Source organism: Streptomyces yokosukanensis (assembly GCF_001514035.1).
GTDB classification, from domain to species: Bacteria; Actinomycetota; Actinomycetes; order Streptomycetales; family Streptomycetaceae; genus Streptomyces; species Streptomyces yokosukanensis.
Window position 1 is genome coordinate 308,469 of record NZ_KQ948216.1, and the last position, 19,300, is coordinate 327,768.

Below are 19,300 nucleotides of genomic sequence, written 5' to 3' on the forward strand. Positions count from 1 at the left end.
GCCGCTCCACCCGCGGGAGGTGCATTCCTCACTGGGGCGGCAAGCCCCCAAGGCGGCGGGGAAGTTGCCGGGACGATCAGCGCAGCTGGGGCAGGACCTCGGCGCCCAGGCGCCGCAGGTTCTCCTCGGTCGCGGCGAGGTCGCCCGAGCCCTCCACGAGGAGGGCGAAGCGCGAGATGCCGGTGCGCTCGGAGGTGGCCGCGAGCCGGTCGGCGGCGAGCCGTGGGGTGCCGACCGGGTGCAGGCCGCAGAGCAGTTCGGTGTAGGCGTGCGGGTCGCGCATGGCGCGCTTCCGGCCGTCCACCGTCACATGCGCGTCCAGGCCCTGCCTCAGCCAGCCCGGCATCGCCTTCATCAGCGCCTCCGCCGCGTCCGTGCGCCGGTCGGCGAGCTGGCACACGCCGGCCGAGACGTGCGCGGCATCCGCGATCTCCTCGGCCGGCCGGCCCGCCGCCCGGGCGCAGCGCCGCCACAGGGCGACCATCTCGGCCTTCTCCTCGTCCCCGACGTGCATGCCGAGCAGCATCGGCAGCCCGCGCTCGGCGGCCAGCCGTACGCTCGCCGGGGAGGTGCAGGCGACGACGACCTCGGGTCCCGGGGCCTCCGTCAGCGCCTCCGACGGGCGGGGCACGACCGCCACCTCACGGAAGGAGAACCGCTCGCCGTCGGCCGCCACGGCCGGCTCGCGCAGCCAGCGCAGCAGCAGATCGAGCGACTCCGGGAACCCCTGTTCGTACGCCGCGAGGCCCGTGCCGAAGACCTCGAGGTCCACCCAGGGTCCGCCGCGGCCCACGCCCAGCGTGAACCGTCCGCCGCTCGTCAGATGCAGCAGCGCCGCCTGCTCGCCGAGCGCGACCGGGTGGGCGGTGGGCAGTACGCTGACCGCCGTGCCGACACGGATACGACGGGTGCGGCCGAGCAGTAAGGCGGCCAGGGTGACGGCGGACGGGCATGTGCCGTACGGCACGAAGTGGTGCTCGGCCAGCCACACGGCGTCCAGCCCGGCTTCCTCGGTGACCTCCGCCGAGCGGACCGCCCGGTGCAGGGCCTCCCCCGGGCCCTGGCCCGGGAACTGGGCGCCCAGCACAAAACTTCCTACGTACATCGCTTTTCCTGCTTCCTCGGCTCCGACTCGGAGCTCCCCCACACCGGCATAACCGTCCGACACGTGCCCAGGACACGGCCTGGCGGAGGGATTTGCGGATTGTCTGCAGAATGGCTGGTGGCGGAGGGGGACTTGTGCGGGTTGGTTCCGTACGTGTACCCCTCTCGGCGGCGCGTAGGCTGGATACCACCGTGCTCCCCGTACAGCCCCGAGAGGTGACCCGTGTCCCCGCGTCGCAACCGACCCAAGGCAGACGGATCGTTGGGCCGCAGCGCCGAGGACGACCCGGTCGGCCGGTACGGCGGCTGGCAGTCGACCGAGAGCTGGCAGGGCGAGGAGTGGAGCGTGCGCCATGTCGCCGGGGCGAGCGCGCAGGGCAAGACGTACCGCTGTCCGGGCTGCGACCAGCTGATCCCCTCCGGTGTCCCGCACGTGGTGGCCTGGCCCGAGTACGCGGGCGTCGACGACCGCCGCCACTGGCACAAGGCGTGCTGGAACGCGAAGGACCGCCGCACCACACCGGTGCGGCGGTCCCGTAACGCGCCGAAGTTCTAGAGCGGCCCTGACGTCGGCGACTCAGACGTCCCGCTGCTGCAGGAGCGCGCAGGCACCGGCGAACGCGACCGCCGACAGGCCCAGCATGATCCACAGCGGGTCCCAGCCCGTGGGGCCGGAGTTGCTCAGGCTGTTGCCGTAGAAGCAGCTCATCTGGCTCGGGATGGAGTACTCCAGCAGCCACTCCCGGACCCTGGACAGTGACTGCGAGGCCATGAACAGCGCGATCACCAGCGGGGCCAGCACGGCGCCGATCATGATGGTGATGGCGCCCGCGGAGTGCCGGATGACCGAGCCGATGAGCAGCGAGAACAGCCCGAGCAGCGCGATGTAGAGGCTGATGCCGAGGGTCCCCCTGAGCCATTCGTCGCCGGTGGGGGAGGAAGTGCCGCCGACGCCCTGCAGCATCGACGCGTGCATCATGGCGACGAGGCCGGACGTGACCAGGGAGACCACGAAGGCGACGGCGAAGAACACGATCGACTTGGCCGCGAGCACCCGGACCCGGCTCGGGCAGGCGACCATCGTCGTCCGGATCATGCCGGTGCCGTACTCCGAGGCCGTGGTCAGCACGCCGAGCGTGATGATGCACATGCTGCCGAGGAGCAGGCCGAAGAAGCCGAACTGCAGCGGGTCCTGGTCCGCCAGGGACTCCGACCCGGAGTTGGACTCGACCACCGAGCCGGCCAACAGGCCGATGCCGAAGACGAGCAGCACGAACACGCCGAGCGTCCACATCGTGGACCGCACCGACTTGATCTTCGTCCACTCGGAGGCCAGCGCGTGCCCGAGGTGGGTGCGCACGACCGGGATCGGCGAGGTGTAAGCGGGGTACGAGCCGCCGGGCGCCGCCTGCCAGTCGGGCTGCGATGCGGGGGCCTGCGGCATCGGGGGCTGCTGGGTGCTCATCGGGCGTCCTCGGGCTTGGTCAGGTCGGCGGGGGCGGGGGCGGCGGCCGGAGCCGGGGGAGCGGCGGCGGGCGCCGGCGGGGGCACGGCGGCGGCCGGGGCCGCAGCGGGCGGCTGCGCCTGCGGGGCCTGCGGGACCGCCTGGGCGTACGGGTTGGGGGCGCCGGGAGCGCCGTAGCCGCCCGCCTGGGCGCCGTCGTAGGGCCCCGCGGGCGCCGCGGGACCGGTGGCCGGCATCGCGAACGGCTGACCGCCCTGCTGGGGCGGCGGCGGGGCGTACCAGCCGGGCTGGCCCTGGCCGGGCACCGGCATGGGCGGCTGGGCGCCGGGCGGCAGCTGCTGCTGCAGGCCCGCCTTCTGGTCGACGGTCGAGCGGTAGTCCACCGCGCCCTGCGTCATCCGCATGTACGCCTCCTCCAGCGAGGCCTGGTGCGGGGACAGCTCCCACAGCCGGACGCCCGCCTCGTGGGCGACGTCACTGATCCGCGGCAGCGGCAGCCCCATCACCCGGAGCGCGCCGTCCTGCTCCGGCAGCACATGGCCGCCCGCCTCGGCGAGCGCGCCGCTCAGCTTCTCGCGCAGCTGGGGCTCGGAGTCCGGGGTGCGCACCCGCGCGAAGTCCGCGGAATTGGCCGAAATGAAGTCCTTGACACTCATGTCGGCGAGCAGCTGGCCGCGCCCGATGACGATGAGGTGGTCGGCGGTCAGCGCCATCTCGCTCATCAGGTGGGAGGAGACGAAGACCGTACGGCCCTCCGCCGCGAGCGCCTTCATCAGGTTGCGGACCCAGAGGATGCCCTCGGGATCGAGACCGTTGACCGGCTCGTCGAACAGCAGTACCTGAGGGTCGCCGAGCAGCGCGGCGGCGATGCCGAGACGCTGCCCCATGCCGAGCGAGAACCCCTTGGAGCGCTTGCGCGCCACGTCCTGCAGGCCGACCACGCCCAGCACCTCGTCCACGCGCCGGGCCGGGATGCCCGACAGCTGGGCGAGGCTCAGCAGGTGGTTGCGGGCGCTGCGGCCACCGTGCACGGCCTTGGCGTCGAGCAGCGCACCGACCTGGCGGGCGGCGTTGGGCAGCTTGCGGTAGGGGTAGCCGCCGATGGTGACCGCGCCGGACGTCGGGTTGTCGAGCCCGAGGATCATCCGCATCGTCGTCGACTTGCCGGAGCCGTTCGGCCCGAGGAAGCCGGTGACGGCGCCGGGCCGCACCTGGAAGGAAAGGTTGTACACGGCGGTCTTGTCGCCGTAGCGCTTGGTCAGGCCGACAGCCTCGATCATGCTCCGCACCCATCGAAAGGTTCAGGACAGCGGGGCACACGCCCCCGTAAGGGTTAGGAGGATATCGGGGCGCTGACGGTTCCGCCCAAAAGAAAGTAAAGCCAGAACGCTACGTTCGGTGAATATCGGCTCTACTGGGCGTCTCTGCGGCGGAGCAGGAGGTACCCGCCGGCCAGGGCGGCGATCACCCACAGCACCATGATCCCGAGCCCGCCCCAGGGCCCGTACGGTGTGTCGTCGGCCCTCGGCACCACCTGCATGATCCGGCCGCCCGCCTGGTCCGGCAGGAACCGGCCGATCTTCTTCGTCGCGTCCACGTTGCCGAGGATGTTGGAGATCAGGAAGAAGAACGGCATCAGGGTGCCGAGCGACAGCATCGGTGAGCGCAGCATCGCGGCGACCCCCATGGAGAACATCGCGATCAATGTCATGTACAGCCCGCCGCCGAGCACGGCACGCAGCACCCCGGAGTCGCCGATCCGCGCCTGATGGGGGCCGAGCATCGCCTGCCCGAGGAAGAACGCGGCGAAGCTCGTGCACATGCCGACCACCAGCGCGAGCGCGGTGGCCACCGCGATCTTGCTGAACAGGAAGGTGGCGCGCCGTGGCACGGCGGCCAGCGAGACCCGGATCATGCCGGTGCTGTACTCGTTGGAGACCACCAGCACACCGAACACGATCATGGCGAGCTGGCCGAGGCTCATCCCCGCGAAGGACACATAGGTCGGATCGAACATCAGCCGCTGCCGCACCGGCATCGAGTCGAACTGGCTCCTCGACAACGCGGCGATGAGCATCCCGAGGGCGACGGTGACCACCACGGCCAGCGACAGCGTCCACACCGTGGAGGCCACCGACCGGATCTTGGTCCACTCGGACCGGATGACCTGAGCGGCCGTCATCGCGCGCGCCCCTTCCAGCCGGCACTGCGGTCCTGCGGGCCGAGTCCGGGATCGGCATGCGCGTGGTACTCCACCGCCTCCGCCGTCAGCTGCATGAACGCCTCCTCCAGCGAGGCCTGCTGCGGACTCAGCTCATGCAGCACGACCCCGTGCCGCGCCGCCAGCTCGCCGATCTGCTCGGCCTTGCCGCCGTCCACCTCCAGCACACCGCCGCCCGCCTCCACGACGGTGATCCCGGACTCGTGCAGCGTGTCGAGCAGCCGCTCGCGCTGCGGGGAGCGGATGCGCACGTACGACCGCGAGTTCTGCCGGATGAAGTCGGGCATGGAGGTGTCCGCGAGCAGCCGTCCCTGCCCGATGACCACCAGGTGATCGGCGGTCAGGGCCATCTCGCTCATCAGATGACTGGACACGAACACCGTCCGGCCCTGTGCGGCCAGCGATTTCATCAGGTTCCGGATCCAGTGGATGCCCTCCGGGTCGAGCCCGTTCACCGGCTCGTCGAACATCAGGATCCGCGGGTCGCCGAGCAGTGCCGCGGCGATCCCCAGCCGCTGCCCCATGCCCAGCGAGAACCCCTTGGCCTTCTTGCGCGCCACCGTGGTGAGCCCCACGGTGTCCAGCACCTCGGCCACCCGCCGCTTCGGGATCCCGTTGCTCTGTGCGAGGCAGAGCAGATGGTTGTAGGCGCTGCGCCCGCCGTGCACGGCCTTGGCGTCCAGCAGCGCGCCGATGTACGTCAGCGGGTCCTTCAGCTGCGCGTAGTGCCGGCCGTCGATACGGACGTCGCCGGCGCTGGGGTGATCGAGCCCCAGGATCATCCGCATCGTCGTGGACTTCCCGGCGCCGTTGGGCCCGAGGAACCCGGTCACGATGCCGGGGCGCACGGCGAAGGTGAGCCGGTCGACCGCCACCTTGTCGCCGTACCGCTTGCTCAGCCCCGCCAACTCGATCATGCGGCCACGCTAAGACGAGAAAATGCCCCCTGCCACTTGAAGGCAGGGGGCTCAGGAGCGTCCTGAAGGGGCGCGGGGAACTGCGCGTCCAACCACAACCGGACCCGCGGCTTCCCTCGACCTGGTGTTACCGGGACTGCTGCGCCGGGACACCCCGGGAGATGGGCTCGTCGTCCGTCGTCGTGCCGGCGGCAGCCACCGCGGCACCGGTCAGCGTGGCGAGCATCTCGCGGACGTTCGTCAGCTGGGCGTTGATGCTGTCGCGGCGGTTGGTGAGCGCCGCCAGCTCGCGCTCGGATTCCGAACGGATGCGGTCCGCCTTGGCATTGGCGTCGGCCACGATGTCCTCGGCCTGGCGCTGGGCCGTCTCCACCGTCTGGCGGGCGCGGCGCTCGGCGTCGGTGCGCAGCTTCTCCGCCTCCAGACGCAGCTGCTCGGCGCGGTGCTCGATCTCCGCGAGCCGCTTCTCGGCCTTCTGCTGACGCGAGGCCAGGTCGCGCTCGGACTGCTCGCGGCGCTTGGCGAGGTTCGTCTCGAAGTCGGCGGCGGCCTGCGCGGCCTTGGCGCGGGTCTCCTCGAAGAGGGCGTCCGCCTCCTCGCGCTTGGACTGCGCGTCCTTCTGCGCCTCGGTCCGCAGCCCGGCGGCGTCGGCCTTCGCCTTCTCGACGATCCGGACGCCCTCGTCCTCGGCCTTGGACTTGCGCTCCGCGGCGTACGCCTCGGCGTCGTTGCGGACCTGCTGGGCCGACGACTCGGCGAGGTCGCGGTGCTGTTCGGCCGCCCGCCGGGCCTCCTCACGCAGCTCCTTGGCCTCTTCCTCGGCCAGGCGCAGGATCTTCTCGACCCGCGCGCCGAGACCCGCGTACGACGGCTCGGCGTCGGTGACCTGGGCCTGGGCGTTCTGCGTTTCGAGGTGCAGCTCCTCGATGCGCTTCTCCAGGGCGGTGATGCGGGCGAGAGCGCTGTCACGGTCGGAGACGAGCTTGGAGATACGTTCGTCCACCTGAGCGCGGTCGTACCCACGCCGCACAAGCTCGAAGCCGTAGGGGGAAGTGTCGCTCATGGGGTTCCTGTCGAATGAGACCGGTGAGGTGATAGGGGGAATCCTAGGGGCCGAAGCGGTGTGTCATCGAGCGGATACGTGTTTGATCTGGAGAATGACACCTCTTTCGGGTGGCTGACTGCTGGACAGCTTGCCAAAGACACAGGCAAAGCACCCAGAAGACACCGGAATGTGCCTCATACGCTAGCTGTCTGACGACTTGCCACCCGAACGGGGGGCCCCGACCGTTGCACCGGCCTTGACTCCGCCGTCCTTGCCGGACGTCGGCGCCTCGAAGGACTCCAACGCCTCCAGGACGTCCTGGACACGGGAGATCTCGGCGTTGATGTCCTCGCGCCGGCGCACCAGGATCTCCAGCTCGCGCTTGCCCTCCTCGACCGTGTGCCGGGCCTCGCGGATCGCCTCGGCCTTCAGCTCCTCGGCCTCCTTGACGAGGCTGGCCTTCTTCTGCTCGGCCTCCTTGAGTAGCCCCTCCGCCTTCTTGACGGCGGCGATACGCACCTTGCCCGCCTCGGAGTTGGCCTCCGACACCAGCTCCTTGGCCTTCGTCTCCGCCTTCTCCAGCTGCTCCTCGGCGGCCTTGATGAGCGCGTCGCAGCGGTCGCCGGTGGACTTCATCGTCTCGGCGGCCTCGCGGCGGGCCCGCTCGTGCAGCTCCTCGATCTCGGCGGTGATGCGGTCGCGCAGCTCCTCCGCGCGCTCCCTGATCGCGGTCGCGTCCCGGCGGGTACCCACCAGCAGCTCGTCGGCGTCCGTACGGGCCTTCTCCACCAGGGAGTTGCCCTCGATCGTCGCCTCGGACACGAGCCGCTCGGCCTCGCTGCGGGCCGCGCCCACCATCGTGTCGGCCTGCGACTCGGCGTCCGCGGTGGTCTTCAGCGCCTGCTGCTGCGCCTCGCCGAGCAGCTTGTCCGCCTCGGCCGTGGTCTCGGTGATGAGCGTGTCGACCTGCTCGGCCGCCTCCGAACGCCGCTTGTTGGCGTCCTTGCGGGCCTCGTCCAGGGTCCGCTCGGCCTCCTCGCGCGCGGAACCGACGAGTCGCTCGGCATCGGCCCGCACCCGCTCGGCGTGCGCCTGAGCGGAGCCGACCGTCTCGGCGGCCTCGGCGCGCAGCCGCTCGGCCTCGCCGGTGGCCTCCCCGACGAGCTGCTCGGCGGCCGCCAGGGCCTCCGCGCGCACCCGGTCCGCCTCGGCCAGGGACTCGGTGCGCACGCGCTCGGCCTCGGCCGCGGTCTCCGTCTGCAGCCGCTCGGCCTCGGCGACCGTCTCGGTCTGCAGCCGCTCGGCCTCGTGCCGGGCCTCGGTGATCAGGGTGTCGGCCTGGGTCGCCGCGTCGGAGCGGATCCGGTTGGCGTCCTCGCGGGCGTCCGCCCGGGTACGGGCCGCCGCCTGGTCCGCCTCGGCGAGCGCGTCCGAGGCCTCGGTGCGCACCCGCTGGGCGTACTCGGACGCGTCCGAGCGCAGCCGCTCGGCCTCCCCGATCGCCTCCCCGACCGTACGCTCGGCCAGCGCCTTGGCGGCCTCCGTCTCCTCGTTCGCCTCACGCCGGATCCGCGAGGCGTCCTCGCTCGCCCGCTCCCGCTCGGCGTAGGCGTCGGCGCGGACCCGGTCCGCCTCCTCCTCGGCCTCCCGCTTCGTACGGTCCGCCGCGTGCTCGGCGGCCGAGCGCAGCCCGGTGATCTCCTCCTGCGCCTGCTCGTGCAGCCCGGCGACGGAGTCCCGCACCTGCTGGGCGTGCTGCTCGGCGGCGGAGACCATCTCGGTGGCGCGCCGGTCGGCCTCCTCCACGAGCCGGACCGCCTCGGCCTGCGCGTCCTCGACCCGCCCCCGGGCCACGGCCAGCAGTTCCTCGCTCTGCTCGCGGGCCCGAAGCCGCTCCTGGTCGGCTTCCTGGCGCGCGCCGCCGAGCGTCTCCTCGGCCTCGCGGCGACGCCGGACGGCCTCCTCCTGGGCGGCGGCCAGCGTCTCGGAGGCCTCCGCGCCGAGCCGCTCGGCGGCGGCCTGCGCCTCCGCGCGGACCCGGTCGGCGCTCTCCTGCGCCTCCGTCTTCAGCCGCTCGGCCTCGGCGGCGGCCTCGGAGCGCAGCCGTACGGCGATGGTCTCGCCCTCGGCGCGGGAGGCGGACGCGTCGGCGGCGGCCTCGTTGCGCAGCCGCTCGGCCTCGGCCTCGGCCTGCTCCTGGAGGGTGCGGATCCGTTCGGCCGACTCGGCGCGCAGCCGCTCGGCCTCCTCGCCGGCCTCGCGGCGGATCCGGGCGGCGTCCTCGCGGGCCTCGGTCAGCGCCCGCTCGGCCGAGGCGAGCCGCTCCCGCGCCTCGGTCTGCAGCCGCGTCAGCTCCTCGGCGGCCTCGGCGTGACGGGCCTCGACGGCGCGCTCGGTCTCCTCGCGCAGCTCGCGCGCGGCGCTCTCGGCGTCCGTACGGACCGTCTCGGCCTGCTCGTCGGCCTCGGCGCGCAGCCGCTCGGCCTCCTTGCGGGCGCGGTCCAGGGTCTCCTCGGCCTGCCGGCGCAGGCCCGTGGCCCGCTCGATGGCCTCGGTGCGGACCTTCTCGCTGTCGGTGCTCGCGCTCTGCCGCAGCTCGTCGGCGTCCGCCTTGGCCTTGGCCAGCAGCTCCTCGGCGGACCTGGCCGCCTCCTCGATCTGCCCGACCGCCTCCCGGCGGGCCTCCGCGCGGATCGACTCACCCTCGGCGACCGCGTCGGCGCGCAGCTGCTCGGCCTCGCCGCGCAGCCGGCGGGCCTCCTCCTGCAGCTCGACCGTCTTGGCGCGGTACTCCTTGGTGTCGTCCTTCGCCGCGCCCTTGAGCTGCGTGGCGATGTCGTGCGCCTCGGCGCGCAGCCGGTCCGCCTCGGTCTCGGCCTCGGTGCGGATCCGCTCGGCCTCCTCGGCGGCGGCCCTGGTGGTCTTCTTGGCGTCCTCCGACGCCTTGTTCAGGACGTCCTCGGCGGTCCTGGCCGCCTTGGACAGCTGGCTCGCGGTCTCCTCGGCGGTGACCGAGCGGGCCTTCTCACCGGCCTCGGCGACGATCTTCTCGGCCTCGGCGCGGGCGTCAGCGACCAGCTGTTCGGCCTCGGACCGGGTGCTCTCGGCCTCCTTGGTGGCCTCCTCGACCAGCCGGGCGACCTGCTCCTTGGCCGTGCGGGTGCGGGCCTCGCCCGCGGCCTCGGCGCTCGCCAGCCTCTTGGTGGCGGCCTGCTCGGCCTCCGCGACCGTCTTCTCGGCCTCGGTCTGGGCCTTGCGCAGCGCCTCCTCGGCCGCCGTCATCCGCTCCTCGGCGGCCCGGCTCAGCTCGGCGGCCTGCCGGCGCGCGGCGTCCGACTCGGTGGCCGTGCTGGTGCGCAGCTGCTCGGCGTGGTCGGTGGCCTCCTGGGCCTGGGTGGACGCCGCGTTCAGCAGGCGCTCGGCGTCCGTGCGGGCGCGGCGGGTGATCTGCTCGGCCTCCGCGCGGGCCGCCTCGGCGTCGTTCTGCAGCCGCTGCCGGGCCTCGACCGTCAGCCGCTCGGTCTCCGCGCGGGCGGCGGCCATCGCCTGGTCGGCCTCGGCGCGGGACTCGTCGAGGAGCCGGCGGGCCTGCTGCTCGGTGCGGGCGCGCAGCTGCTCCGCCCAGGCCACGTTCTCGTTGACGTGCGACTCGACGGTGGCGCGGCGCTCGGCCAGCTCCTGGTCGAGCTGCTGGCGCCGGGTCACCGCCTCCTGGTGCAGTTCGGCCTGGAGCCGGGAGGCCTGCTCGGCGTGTTCCTGCAGGATCCGCTGGGTCTGCGCACGGGCCTGGCTCAGCTCCCGCTCGGCGTCCTGGCGCAGCTGGTCGGCCTGCATCTGGGCATTGCGGAGCAACTGCTCGGCCTGATAGCCGATGTCACCGCCGTCGAAGGCGGGCCGGGTCATGAGAGTGCGGCGCGCCTCGTGCAGCTTGGCGCGCAGCACCTCGACCTGGTAGCCGAGGTCCTCGGCGTGCTGGATCGCCTTTTCCCGCTCGGTCCTCAGCCGCTTCATCTCGGCCTCGAACCGAGAGAGGTGGTCGACGTCAGCCGCCGGCTCTCGCTCCTGGCTCTCGTAGCCCCGCACTGCGCGGTCCCATCCGTCCCCTGGTCAGCTTCTCCAACGAGCTCCGTCCTCCGCCGAACGGGGCCCCCGGGGAAATGGTGTCAGATCAACGGCGGAGCACGGGCTGCTGCCCCGACGCTCGTCCCCCGAAACCCGGACCCCGGCGTTCCCTTTGCCGAAGGCGGCGTCGTCCGCCCGGAGGGCAGACGTCACCTTCGACGAAGGGACCAGGTCGTCCCGGTTTCGGGGACGACCGCCCCCAACCCTACCGGCCCTTATGTACGGGGGTCAGTGCTCGGGCGACTCAACAGGGGCCGAAGTGACGAGTTCCGTGAGGACGCCGTGGCAATCCTTGGGGTGCAGGAAGGTGATCCGCGAGCCCATCGAACCACGCCGCGGCTGGTCGTAGAGCACGCGTACGCCCTTGCCCCGGATCTCCTCGGAGTCGGTGTCGACGTCCGCCGTGCCGAAGGCGATGTGGTGGACGCCCTCCCCGTTCTTCGCCAGCCACTTGCCGACCGCGGAGTCCTCGCGGGTCGGCTCCAGCAGCTGGAGGTAGGAGGCGCCGCCGTCCGAGGTCTCGTTGATCTTGAGCATGGCCTCGCGCACGCCCTGCTCCTCGTTGACCTCGGTGTGGAACACCTCGAAGCCGTACGTTTCCTTGTAGAACTCGACGGTCGCGTCGAGGTCGTGGCAGGCGATCCCGATGTGGTCGATTCGCGTCAGCATGGATTCAGTGCAGCGCGCCGGGGGTGGTTACGCAACGTGCGCGCGATCACACCGACGGCCCGATGACGGCACGGAGTGCCATCAGTACATTCGAAGTAAACCCTCGTTCACTCCTCGGCTGTGCAGGCCGGTAAGGGGATCGCAGCTCATGCCTTCTGGAACGACCAGCTCCGTGATCGTCGCGGGCGCGCGCACGCCCATGGGACGACTTCTGGGCTCCCTCAAGTCCTTCTCCGGGGCCGACCTGGGCGGCTTCGCGATCAAGGCCGCCCTCGACCGTGCGGGGATCGGCGGCGATCAGGTGCAGTACGTGATCATGGGCCAGGTGCTGCAGGCCGGCGCCGGCCAGATCCCGGCCCGCCAGGCCGCCGTCAAGGCCGGCATCCCGATGAGCGTCCCGGCGCTCACCATCAACAAGGTGTGCCTCTCCGGCCTCGACGCCATCGCCCTGGCCGACCAGCTGATCCGCGCGGGCGAGTTCGACATCGTGGTGGCCGGCGGCCAGGAGTCCATGACCAACGCCCCGCACCTGCTGCCGAAGTCCCGCGAGGGCTTCAAGTACGGCGCGGTGGAGATGCTCGACGCGATGGCCTACGACGGTCTGACCGACTCCTTCGAGGGCATCGCCATGGGCGAGTCCACGGAGAAGCACAACACCCGCCTCGGCATCAAGCGCCCCGAGCAGGACGAGATCGCCGCCCTGTCCCACCAGCGGGCCGCCGCCGCGCAGAAGAACGGCCTGTTCGAGGCCGAGATCACCCCGGTGGAGATCCCGCAGCGCAAGGGCGACCCGGTCCTGTTCAGCAAGGACGAGGGCATCCGCGGGGACACCACCGCGGAGTCGCTGGCCAAGCTGCGCCCGGCCTTCGCCAAGGACGGCACGATCACCGCCGGCTCCTCCTCGCAGATCTCCGACGGCGCGGCGGCCGTGGTCGTGATGAGCAAGGCCAAGGCCGAGGAGCTGGGCCTGCAGTGGCTCGCCGAGATCGGCGCGCACGGCAATGTGGCGGGCCCGGACAACTCCCTGCAGTCCCAGCCGTCCAACGCCATACTGCACGCCCTGGGCAAGGACGGCCTCCAGGTCTCCGACCTTGACCTCATCGAGATCAACGAGGCCTTCGCCGCGGTCGCCGTGCAGTCAATGAAGGACCTCGGCGTGTCCACGGAAAAGGTGAACGTCAACGGCGGCGCCATCGCGCTGGGCCACCCGATCGGCATGTCCGGCGCCCGTCTCGTGCTCCACCTCGCGCTCGAGCTCAAGCGCCGCGGCGGCGGGGTCGGCGCGGCGGCGCTGTGCGGTGGCGGCGGTCAGGGTGACGCGCTCATCGTGCGGGTACCGAAGCCCTGAGCCCTCTGCACCCCGCCTGTACGTCGCTGAAGTGAACGGAGCTGTTTGATGCAGGACGTCTCCTCTCTGGTGGCCTTGGCCAGGGAAGGCCGACCGCGTGCCGTGGCCCGGCTGATCTCTCTCGTGGAGGGGGCGTCCCCGCAGCTCAGGGAGGTCATGGCGGCGCTGGCGCCGCTGACCGGGAACGCGTACGTGGTGGGCCTGACCGGTTCTCCGGGAGTCGGTAAGTCGACATCGACCTCGGCGCTCGTGAGTGCCTATCGCAAACAGGGAAAGCGGGTCGGCGTCCTGGCCGTCGACCCGTCCTCCCCCTTCTCCGGAGGCGCCCTGCTCGGCGACCGCGTCCGTATGTCGGAGCACGCCTCCGACCCCGGTGTCTACATCCGTTCCATGGCCACCCGCGGCCACCTCGGCGGCCTGGCCTGGGCGGCGCCCCAGGCCATCCGCGTGCTGGACGCGGCGGGCTGCGACGTGATCCTGGTGGAGACGGTCGGCGTCGGCCAGTCGGAGGTGGAGATCGCCTCCCAGGCCGACACCTCGGTGGTCCTGCTGGCCCCGGGCATGGGCGACGGCATCCAGGCGGCGAAGGCGGGCATCCTGGAGATCGGCGACGTGTACGTCGTCAACAAGGCCGACCGGGACGGCGCCGACGCCACGGCCCGCGAACTGAACCACATGCTGAGCCTCGGCGAGTCCCGCGGCCCCGGCGACTGGCGCCCGCCGATCGTGAAGACGGTCGCGGCCCGCGCGGAGGGTGTCGACGAGGTCGTGGAGGCCCTGGAGAAGCATCGCGCGTGGATGGAGGAGCGCGGCGTGCTCACCGAGCGCCGCAGGGCCCGCGCGGCCCGCGAGGTGGAGACCATCGCCGTCACGGCACTGCGCGAGCGCATCGGCGACCTGCACGGCGACCGCCGCCTCAGCGCGCTCGCGGAACGCATCGTCGCGGGCGAACTGGACCCCTACCGCGCGGCGGACGAACTGGTGACGAGCCTGACCGGGAGCTGACCCTGGCCAACTCCCGCGACCGTTCGCTAACTTGATCCACATGTTCCTCCCCTTGGCGTAGGGCGCACACCGGACCGCGGGGCCGACGACACGGCCCCCGCGTCCCTCGGTGTCCCCTCTCCCGCCTTTGCAGAGGAACGTCAGCATGTCCGCACATGCCTCTTCGCGGCCCTCGTACGCCGCCGTCCTGCGCCTCCCGCACGCCCGCCGCACCTTCGCCGCCGCCCTGACGGCCCGCCTGTCCTACGGCACGGTCTCCCTCGCGGTGCTGCTGTCCGTCACCCGGGCCACCGGTTCCTACGCCGTCTCCGGCGCCGTACTCTCCCTGTTCGGCGCCGCGACGGTCTTCCTGATGCCGTTCCGGGCCGCCCTGATCGACTCCTACGGCCCGCGCCGGGCCCTGCCTCCCATGGCCGCCCTGTACGGCACCCTGCTCTGTCTTCTGGCCGCCCTGACCTGGCGGCCGGGCGCACCCGCGCCCGCGATCGCCACGGCCGCGGCCCTCGCGGGCGCCTGTGCGCCTCCGCTGGGCCCCACCATGCGCGCCCTGTGGGCCGAGCTGGCACCGGAGCCCGGCATGCTGGCCCGCGCCTACAGCCTGGACGGCGTCGCGGAGGAACTGCTGTACGTCTCGGGCCCGGCGCTGATCGGAGTCTTGATCGACTTCGCGCCCGCGGCCGCGGGGATCCTGCTGAGCGCGTTGCTCGTCACCGGCGGCACCTGGGCCTTCGTGACGTCCCCGGCGATCCCCGGACCCCGTCCCGCCCCTGCCCGGCAGCAGCAGCGGCTCGGTGCCGTCAGAGGGCTGTCGGCCCCCCCTCGCCGTGGCCACCGGAGCGGGGCTGGCCCTCAGTGCGGTGGACCTGCTCGCGATGGCCTTCGCCGCACAGCACTCCTACGACCCCGACCTGGTCCCGTGGGTGCTGGGCGCGCTCTCGGCGGGCAGTGCGGTGGGCGGGCTGGTCAACGGGGCGGTGCGATGGCGTGCGCCGGCCCGCGCGCGGCTGTGCCGGTTCGCGGTGGGCCTCGGCCTGGTGATCGCCGTGGCGGGGCTCGCGCCGGGGCTGTGGACCCTGACGGCGGCCATGGCCTGCGCCGGTGCGTTCATCGCTCCGGCGCTGACCACGGCGTCCCTCCTGGCCGACGAGTCGGCGGCCGAGGGCGCCCGCACACAGGCGGGCGCCTGGATCAACACGGCGGTGAACGCCGGGAGTTCGGGAGGGGCGATGGTGACGGGCCTGCTGATCGGCCGCCTCCCGCTGGAGGTGTGCTTCGCCCTGGCGGGCGGTACGGCGCTGGTCGGCGCCGTCGGCACCCTCGGCCGCAGGCTCAGGGACGCCCCCGCTGCCCCCTGAGGTGCTGGGCGATGGGCTTCAGGGCCTTGTCCAGTTCCGTCAGTGCCTCCGGCGACAGCAGGTCGATGAAGTGCCGCCGCACGGAGGCGACATGATGTGGCGCCACCTTCTTCATCGTCTCCATGCCGTGCTCGGTCAGCACCGCGTACAGCCCCCGCCGGTCGGACTCGCAGTTCTCGCGGCGCACCAGGTTCGCGTTCTCCATCCGCGTGATCTGGTGCGAGAGCCGGCTCTTGGACTGCAGGGTCGCGGAGGCGAGATCGCTCATCCGCATGCGTACGTCGTCCGACTCGGAGAGGTTCACGAGGATCTCGTAGTCGTTCATAGTCAGGCCGAACGGCTGCAGATCCTTCTCCAGCTGGTACATCAACAGCCTGTTGACCTCCAGCTGGGTGCGCCAGGCGCACTGCTCCGCATCGGTCAGCCAGCGCGTGGCCGTCTCGGTCTCCATGAATGAAGTCTACCTAAGAAGTTGAATGACGAACTACTTTGGATGGTGTGACAGTGCGCACGCGTTCGACGTCACACTCCGCAGACTACCGCTCACAGCCCGAAGCGACGCTGGAGGTCTCCCAGCTGTCCGGGAAGGCGCGGTTGGCCCGACGGTTGCGGACCGTGTCCGCCCGGTGCCGCCGCGCCACCTCCGGGCACCCCGGGCTCGGACGGCACGGCCCCCGTCGTCCCCCCGTCCGTGAGGGTCTCAGAGGACTGCAGCAGGACCGTCCCGGCGCCCACGAACTCGAACTGGTGCTCCTCCCCGGAGACCCCGCCGAGGCCCGTCATCGCACGTAGTCCGCCCAGCACACCCGTCAGATAGCCGTGGTCGTAGTGATGGCACGGCGACGGGCAGTCGGCCCACCCGACGAGCGCCTGCGGGTCGACCCGGATCGGAGGTTCCAGGAACACCACCGGGCCGTTAGACGCGGCCACAAACTTTCCGGTTCCGATAAGGGTCAGAAAACCCGGCACGATCGATTGCTTGAGCGCGAGACTTGGCTGAAAAGCGAGCAGGTTGCCCGCGCGAATGGTCAAGTTCCCGTCGTCCAGGTCGTAGGAGTTGACGTCGAAGGCCCGGTCGGCGAGCAGCATCTTGCCCGAGCCCGCCGCCACGACCCAGTCGCTCGCGTGCAGTGGCGAATGGAACGACGTACGGACAATTCGGTCGAGTCGGCCGTGTCCGATGCCGTTGAACTCGATCGCCCCGTAGTAGGCGATCATCTTCCCCTTCTGCAGGAACCACTGCCCGCTCTTGAGCTCGACGCAGAACGTGTACGCGTTCACGTTGTCGTCGGCGGGCAGGGTCATCGGGTCGTGCACCACCGGGCCGCCGGGGGTGCCGTACGTGCCTCCGTACGCGCTCACAGCTTCTCCTCCGACGCCTGGACGTACACCGTGCCGTTGCCGCTCAGCTCCAGCTGGAAGGCCTCGCCGGAGCCGCGCCCCACCATCTCGCGCCAGCCGAGCGCGGCGGACAGCTTGTTGCGGACCTCGCCGTGATGGGCGACGTAGGCCTGCGGGTCGACGTGGACCGGGCGCTGGGGGGTGATCGGGACCTCGAAGACGCCGCCGTGCGCCATCACGGCGACCGAGCCCTGGCCCTGGAGGGTGGTGGTGAACAGGCCCTGCCCGGTGACCTGGCCGCGGACCAGGCCCATCACCCCGCCCTGCGAGCCCATGAACATCGTGCCCTGGCGCAGCGTGCCCTCGAAGGCGAGCAGCCGGTCGGCCTCGACGCAGAGGGTGTCGCCGGAGAGGTTGATGACGTGGACGTGGTGGCCGCCGTGCCCGAAGAAGACGGTGCCGCTGCCCTCGACGGTCATCAGCGGCGTCGCCTCGCCGGACACCCGGCGCCCGATCATGGACATCAGCCCGCCCTGGCCGCCCTGGATGTTCGGCGTGAAGGACACGTCCCCCCGGTAGGCGAGCATCGCGCCGCGCTGGCTGTACAGCCGCTGCCCAGGCGCCACGGTCGCCTCGACCATCTTGGAGTTGATCTCCCGGAACGCCATGTCTACAGGTCCCCCGCGATCGTGTTCCGCTCGCTCGGCTGCACGTACACCAGGCCGTCGCCCTCGAAGCGGATCTGGAAGGCCTCGCCGCCGCCCTCCCCGAACAGCGTGCGGAACGTCACGCCGGACTGGAACGACTGCCGGACGTTGCCCTGGTGGGCGATGTAGGCGCCCGGGTCGACGATCAGCGGGTACTGCGGGCTGACCCGGAGCACGACCGCCGGCCCGTCGGACATGATCGCCGCCTGCCCGTGCCCCTCGACCGTCGTCGTGAACAGTCCGTTGCCCTGCGAGGCGCCGCGCAGCCCGGTGAACGTCGTGCCCGTCCTGAGTCCCGCGTCGGTCACGAGCAGATTGCTGGACTCCACATAGAGCTTGTCGCCCTGGAGGGCGACCAGGTTGATCTCCGAGGCCCGATCGGCGAACCAGCACGTGCCGCGCCCCTTCACCTCCATCACCGTCATCTGCTCACCGGTGAGGCGCCGGGTCACCATCCCGCGCAGCCCCTCACCCCCGCCGGTGAGTTTCTTGAAGCTCATCTGCCCGTCGTACGCGACCATCGAGCCGTTCTTCGCCTTCACGGCATCCCCGGTCATGTCGACGGCAAGCACCTTGCTGCCTTGGAGTCGGAACATCGCCACGCAGCGAAAGTAGCGGCGACGCGGGTGCGCCGAACAGGGCCTCCGGGTGGATACCGACCCTGAGCGCACCCCTACGGGCGTCGTTTGCCACAATGGCCGGACGTTTGTGCTTCCGTTCACAAAGCGGATCACGCAGCGATCGCGCCGTCAGCGACTCTCCCACCGAAGGTGACCCGTGGACCTCAAGACAGCCTCCGCCATCCGCCGCCTCCGACTGATCTCCGTGCCGGAGGGCATCTCCTGGATCATCCTGGCGGCCTGCACCATCATCAAGTACACGGTCGACAGCGGCTTCGACGCCGCCCCTGTGCTGGGCCCGATCCACGGTGTGCTGTTCGTTCTCTACGTCGTCTTCTGGGCGGACGCCTGGAACCGCACCAAGTGGAACAAGGGCAAGGCCGCGCTCTACTTCGCGTACTCGGTCATCCCCGGTGGCGGGTTCATCATCGAGCGCGCGCTGCGCCGCGAGGCCGAGGACGCCGTCATCGCGGCCCGCGCCCGCAAGGAAGGAACCGTGAACGCATGATCGTCGCCTTCTCCGTGACGCCGCTCGGCGTGGGCGAGGACGTGGGGGAGTACGTCGCCGACGCCGTCCGCGTGGTGCGCGAGTCGGGCCTGCCCAACCGGACCGACGCGATGTTCACCAGCATCGAGGGCGAGTGGGACGAGGTCATGGACGTCGTCAGGCGCGCCGTCGCCGTGGTGGAGGAGCGCGCGCCGCGCGTCTCCGTCGTCCTCAAGGCCGACATCCGCCGCGGCGTGACCGACGGGCTCACCTCCAAGGTCGAGACCGTGGAGCGGCATCTGTCGAGCTAGAACTGTCCGGCCGACCGAAAGCCGAGACGGGGCTGCCCGGAATATGACCGGCGGGTAGGGTCTGATGACGTGCCGAAGCCACTCAGCCTCCCGTTCGACCCCATCGCCCGCGCCGACGAGCTCTGGAAGCAGCGCTGGGGAAACGTACCGTCCATGGCCGCGATCACCTCGATCATGCGGGCCCAGCAGATCCTGCTGGCCGAGGTGGACGCGGTGGTCAAGCCGTACGGACTGACGTTCGCGCGCTACGAGGCGCTGGTGCTGCTCACCTTCTCCAAGGCCGGCGAGCTACCCATGTCCAAGATCGGTGAGCGGCTCATGGTGCATCCCACGTCCGTGACGAACACCGTGGACCGGCTGGTGAGGTCGGGACTGGTCGCCAAACGGCCCAATCCCAACGACGGGCGCGGCACGCTCGCCGTCATCACCGACAAGGGCCGAGAGGTGGTCGACGCGGCCACCCGCGACCTCATGGCCATGGACTTCGGGCTCGGGGTGTACGACGCGGAGGAGTGCGCGGAGATCTTCGCGACGCTCCGTCCGCTGCGGATCGCGGCACACGACTTCGGCGAGGACTGACCCC

General features: G+C 71.4%; 18 protein-coding genes and 1 pseudogene. 7 read left to right on the top strand and 12 right to left on the bottom strand.

Annotated elements, in window-relative coordinates:
• Positions 1–76: 76 nt before the first annotated feature.
• On the bottom strand, positions 77–1,105 hold the full coding sequence (locus tag AQI95_RS27445; RefSeq protein ID WP_067129329.1) for an LLM class flavin-dependent oxidoreductase: 1,029 nt from the start codon (positions 1,103–1,105) through the stop codon (positions 77–79).
• 222 nt (positions 1,106–1,327) lie between these two features.
• On the opposite strand from AQI95_RS27445, the gene AQI95_RS27450 reads away from it, so the two are divergent.
• Positions 1,328–1,660: an ATP/GTP-binding protein gene (locus tag AQI95_RS27450; protein ID WP_067129332.1), complete on the top strand. Its 333-nt coding sequence runs from the start codon at positions 1,328–1,330 to the stop codon at positions 1,658–1,660.
• A gap of 21 nt (positions 1,661–1,681) precedes the next feature.
• On the opposite strand, the gene AQI95_RS27455 is transcribed toward AQI95_RS27450, so the two are convergent.
• The 7 genes from AQI95_RS27455 to mce all read right to left on the bottom strand — a co-directional run bounded on the left by AQI95_RS27455 (position 1,682) and on the right by mce (position 11,543).
• The gene (locus tag AQI95_RS27455; RefSeq protein ID WP_067129335.1) at positions 1,682–2,569 is read right to left on the bottom strand and encodes an ABC transporter permease; all 888 of its coding nucleotides are present in this window, start codon (positions 2,567–2,569) and stop codon (positions 1,682–1,684) included.
• Positions 2,566–3,849, bottom strand: coding sequence for an ABC transporter ATP-binding protein (locus AQI95_RS27460; protein WP_067129338.1), 1,284 nt, complete (start codon positions 3,847–3,849; stop codon positions 2,566–2,568). The genes AQI95_RS27455 and AQI95_RS27460 overlap by 4 nt, the downstream gene beginning before the upstream one ends.
• A gap of 131 nt (positions 3,850–3,980) precedes the next feature.
• Complete coding sequence (locus AQI95_RS27465; RefSeq protein WP_067129341.1) at positions 3,981–4,751, bottom strand: ABC transporter permease; 771 nt, start codon at positions 4,749–4,751, stop codon at positions 3,981–3,983.
• Positions 4,748–5,707: an ABC transporter ATP-binding protein gene (locus tag AQI95_RS27470; protein ID WP_067129344.1), complete on the bottom strand. Its 960-nt coding sequence runs from the start codon at positions 5,705–5,707 to the stop codon at positions 4,748–4,750. The genes AQI95_RS27465 and AQI95_RS27470 overlap by 4 nt, the downstream gene beginning before the upstream one ends.
• Positions 5,708–5,834: 127 nt before the next feature.
• Entirely contained in the window at positions 5,835–6,770 is a 936-nt protein-coding gene (locus tag AQI95_RS27475) for a coiled-coil domain-containing protein (RefSeq protein WP_067129348.1), read from the bottom strand.
• Between the two features lie 183 nt (positions 6,771–6,953).
• Positions 6,954–10,835 (bottom strand): polarized growth protein Scy, encoded by a 3,882-nt coding sequence (gene scy / locus AQI95_RS27480; protein ID WP_067129351.1) that lies wholly within the window; start codon positions 10,833–10,835, stop codon positions 6,954–6,956.
• Positions 10,836–11,102: 267 nt separating this feature from the next.
• A complete protein-coding gene (mce, locus tag AQI95_RS27485; RefSeq protein WP_067129353.1) occupies positions 11,103–11,543 on the bottom strand; it encodes a methylmalonyl-CoA epimerase in 441 nt (146 codons plus the stop codon).
• A 148-nt stretch (positions 11,544–11,691) separates the two neighbouring features.
• Between mce and AQI95_RS27490 the strand changes: the two genes are divergently transcribed.
• The 3 genes and pseudogenes from AQI95_RS27490 (at position 11,692) to AQI95_RS27500 (ending at position 15,251) form a co-directional block, all read left to right on the top strand.
• On the top strand, positions 11,692–12,891 hold the full coding sequence (locus AQI95_RS27490) for an acetyl-CoA C-acetyltransferase (RefSeq protein ID WP_067129356.1): 1,200 nt from the start codon (positions 11,692–11,694) through the stop codon (positions 12,889–12,891).
• Between the two features lie 48 nt (positions 12,892–12,939).
• Positions 12,940–13,896, top strand: coding sequence for a methylmalonyl Co-A mutase-associated GTPase MeaB (meaB, locus tag AQI95_RS27495; protein ID WP_067129359.1), 957 nt, complete (start codon positions 12,940–12,942; stop codon positions 13,894–13,896).
• Positions 13,897–14,041: 145 nt separating this feature from the next.
• Positions 14,042–15,251 (top strand): annotated as a pseudogene (locus tag AQI95_RS27500) (MFS transporter).
• Here AQI95_RS27500 and AQI95_RS27505 read toward each other — a convergent pair.
• From AQI95_RS27505 to AQI95_RS27520, 4 genes are all read right to left on the bottom strand, one after another.
• Positions 15,226–15,702 (bottom strand): MarR family winged helix-turn-helix transcriptional regulator, encoded by a 477-nt coding sequence (locus AQI95_RS27505; protein ID WP_067129362.1) that lies wholly within the window; start codon positions 15,700–15,702, stop codon positions 15,226–15,228. The pseudogene AQI95_RS27500 and the gene AQI95_RS27505 sit on opposite strands and share 26 nt — an antisense overlap.
• Positions 15,703–15,794: 92 nt before the next feature.
• Complete coding sequence (locus AQI95_RS27510) at positions 15,795–16,556, bottom strand: AIM24 family protein (RefSeq protein WP_067129495.1); 762 nt, start codon at positions 16,554–16,556, stop codon at positions 15,795–15,797.
• Positions 16,557–16,609: 53 nt separating this feature from the next.
• On the bottom strand, positions 16,610–17,260 hold the full coding sequence (locus AQI95_RS27515; protein WP_067129365.1) for an AIM24 family protein: 651 nt from the start codon (positions 17,258–17,260) through the stop codon (positions 16,610–16,612).
• Positions 17,261–17,262: 2 nt separating this feature from the next.
• The gene (locus AQI95_RS27520) at positions 17,263–17,895 is read right to left on the bottom strand and encodes an AIM24 family protein (RefSeq protein WP_067129367.1); all 633 of its coding nucleotides are present in this window, start codon (positions 17,893–17,895) and stop codon (positions 17,263–17,265) included.
• Between the two features lie 181 nt (positions 17,896–18,076).
• Between AQI95_RS27520 and AQI95_RS27525 the strand changes: the two genes are divergently transcribed.
• From AQI95_RS27525 to AQI95_RS27535, 3 genes are all read left to right on the top strand, one after another.
• A complete protein-coding gene (locus AQI95_RS27525; RefSeq protein ID WP_067129369.1) occupies positions 18,077–18,427 on the top strand; it encodes a DUF3817 domain-containing protein in 351 nt (116 codons plus the stop codon).
• The gene (locus AQI95_RS27530) at positions 18,424–18,717 is read left to right on the top strand and encodes an MTH1187 family thiamine-binding protein (protein WP_067129371.1); all 294 of its coding nucleotides are present in this window, start codon (positions 18,424–18,426) and stop codon (positions 18,715–18,717) included. Before AQI95_RS27525 ends, AQI95_RS27530 begins: the two co-directional genes overlap by 4 nt.
• Positions 18,718–18,786: 69 nt before the next feature.
• Complete coding sequence (locus AQI95_RS27535; RefSeq protein WP_067129373.1) at positions 18,787–19,296, top strand: MarR family winged helix-turn-helix transcriptional regulator; 510 nt, start codon at positions 18,787–18,789, stop codon at positions 19,294–19,296.
• Positions 19,297–19,300: the final 4 nt, after the last annotated feature.

What these genes read in the sequence shown, in the direction of transcription:
- AQI95_RS27510 (WP_067129495.1), bottom strand. Translation starts at nt 16,556, where the DNA reads ATGACCCTGCCCGCCGACGACAACGTGAACGCGTACACGTTCTGCGTC.
- AQI95_RS27470 (WP_067129344.1), bottom strand. Translation starts at nt 5,707, where the DNA reads ATGATCGAGTTGGCGGGGCTGAGCAAGCGGTACGGCGACAAGGTGGCG.
- AQI95_RS27455 (WP_067129335.1), bottom strand. Translation starts at nt 2,569, where the DNA reads ATGAGCACCCAGCAGCCCCCGATGCCGCAGGCCCCCGCATCGCAGCCC.
- AQI95_RS27490 (WP_067129356.1), top strand. Translation starts at nt 11,692, where the DNA reads ATGCCTTCTGGAACGACCAGCTCCGTGATCGTCGCGGGCGCGCGCACG.
- AQI95_RS27530 (WP_067129371.1), top strand. Translation starts at nt 18,424, where the DNA reads ATGATCGTCGCCTTCTCCGTGACGCCGCTCGGCGTGGGCGAGGACGTG.
- AQI95_RS27505 (WP_067129362.1), bottom strand. Translation starts at nt 15,702, where the DNA reads ATGGAGACCGAGACGGCCACGCGCTGGCTGACCGATGCGGAGCAGTGC.
- mce (WP_067129353.1), bottom strand. Translation starts at nt 11,543, where the DNA reads ATGCTGACGCGAATCGACCACATCGGGATCGCCTGCCACGACCTCGAC.
- AQI95_RS27520 (WP_067129367.1), bottom strand. Translation starts at nt 17,895, where the DNA reads ATGTTCCGACTCCAAGGCAGCAAGGTGCTTGCCGTCGACATGACCGGG.
- AQI95_RS27475 (WP_067129348.1), bottom strand. Translation starts at nt 6,770, where the DNA reads ATGAGCGACACTTCCCCCTACGGCTTCGAGCTTGTGCGGCGTGGGTAC.
- AQI95_RS27515 (WP_067129365.1), bottom strand. Translation starts at nt 17,260, where the DNA reads ATGGCGTTCCGGGAGATCAACTCCAAGATGGTCGAGGCGACCGTGGCG.
- AQI95_RS27465 (WP_067129341.1), bottom strand. Translation starts at nt 4,751, where the DNA reads ATGACGGCCGCTCAGGTCATCCGGTCCGAGTGGACCAAGATCCGGTCG.
- AQI95_RS27445 (WP_067129329.1), bottom strand. Translation starts at nt 1,105, where the DNA reads ATGTACGTAGGAAGTTTTGTGCTGGGCGCCCAGTTCCCGGGCCAGGGC.
- AQI95_RS27460 (WP_067129338.1), bottom strand. Translation starts at nt 3,849, where the DNA reads ATGATCGAGGCTGTCGGCCTGACCAAGCGCTACGGCGACAAGACCGCC.
- meaB (WP_067129359.1), top strand. Translation starts at nt 12,940, where the DNA reads ATGCAGGACGTCTCCTCTCTGGTGGCCTTGGCCAGGGAAGGCCGACCG.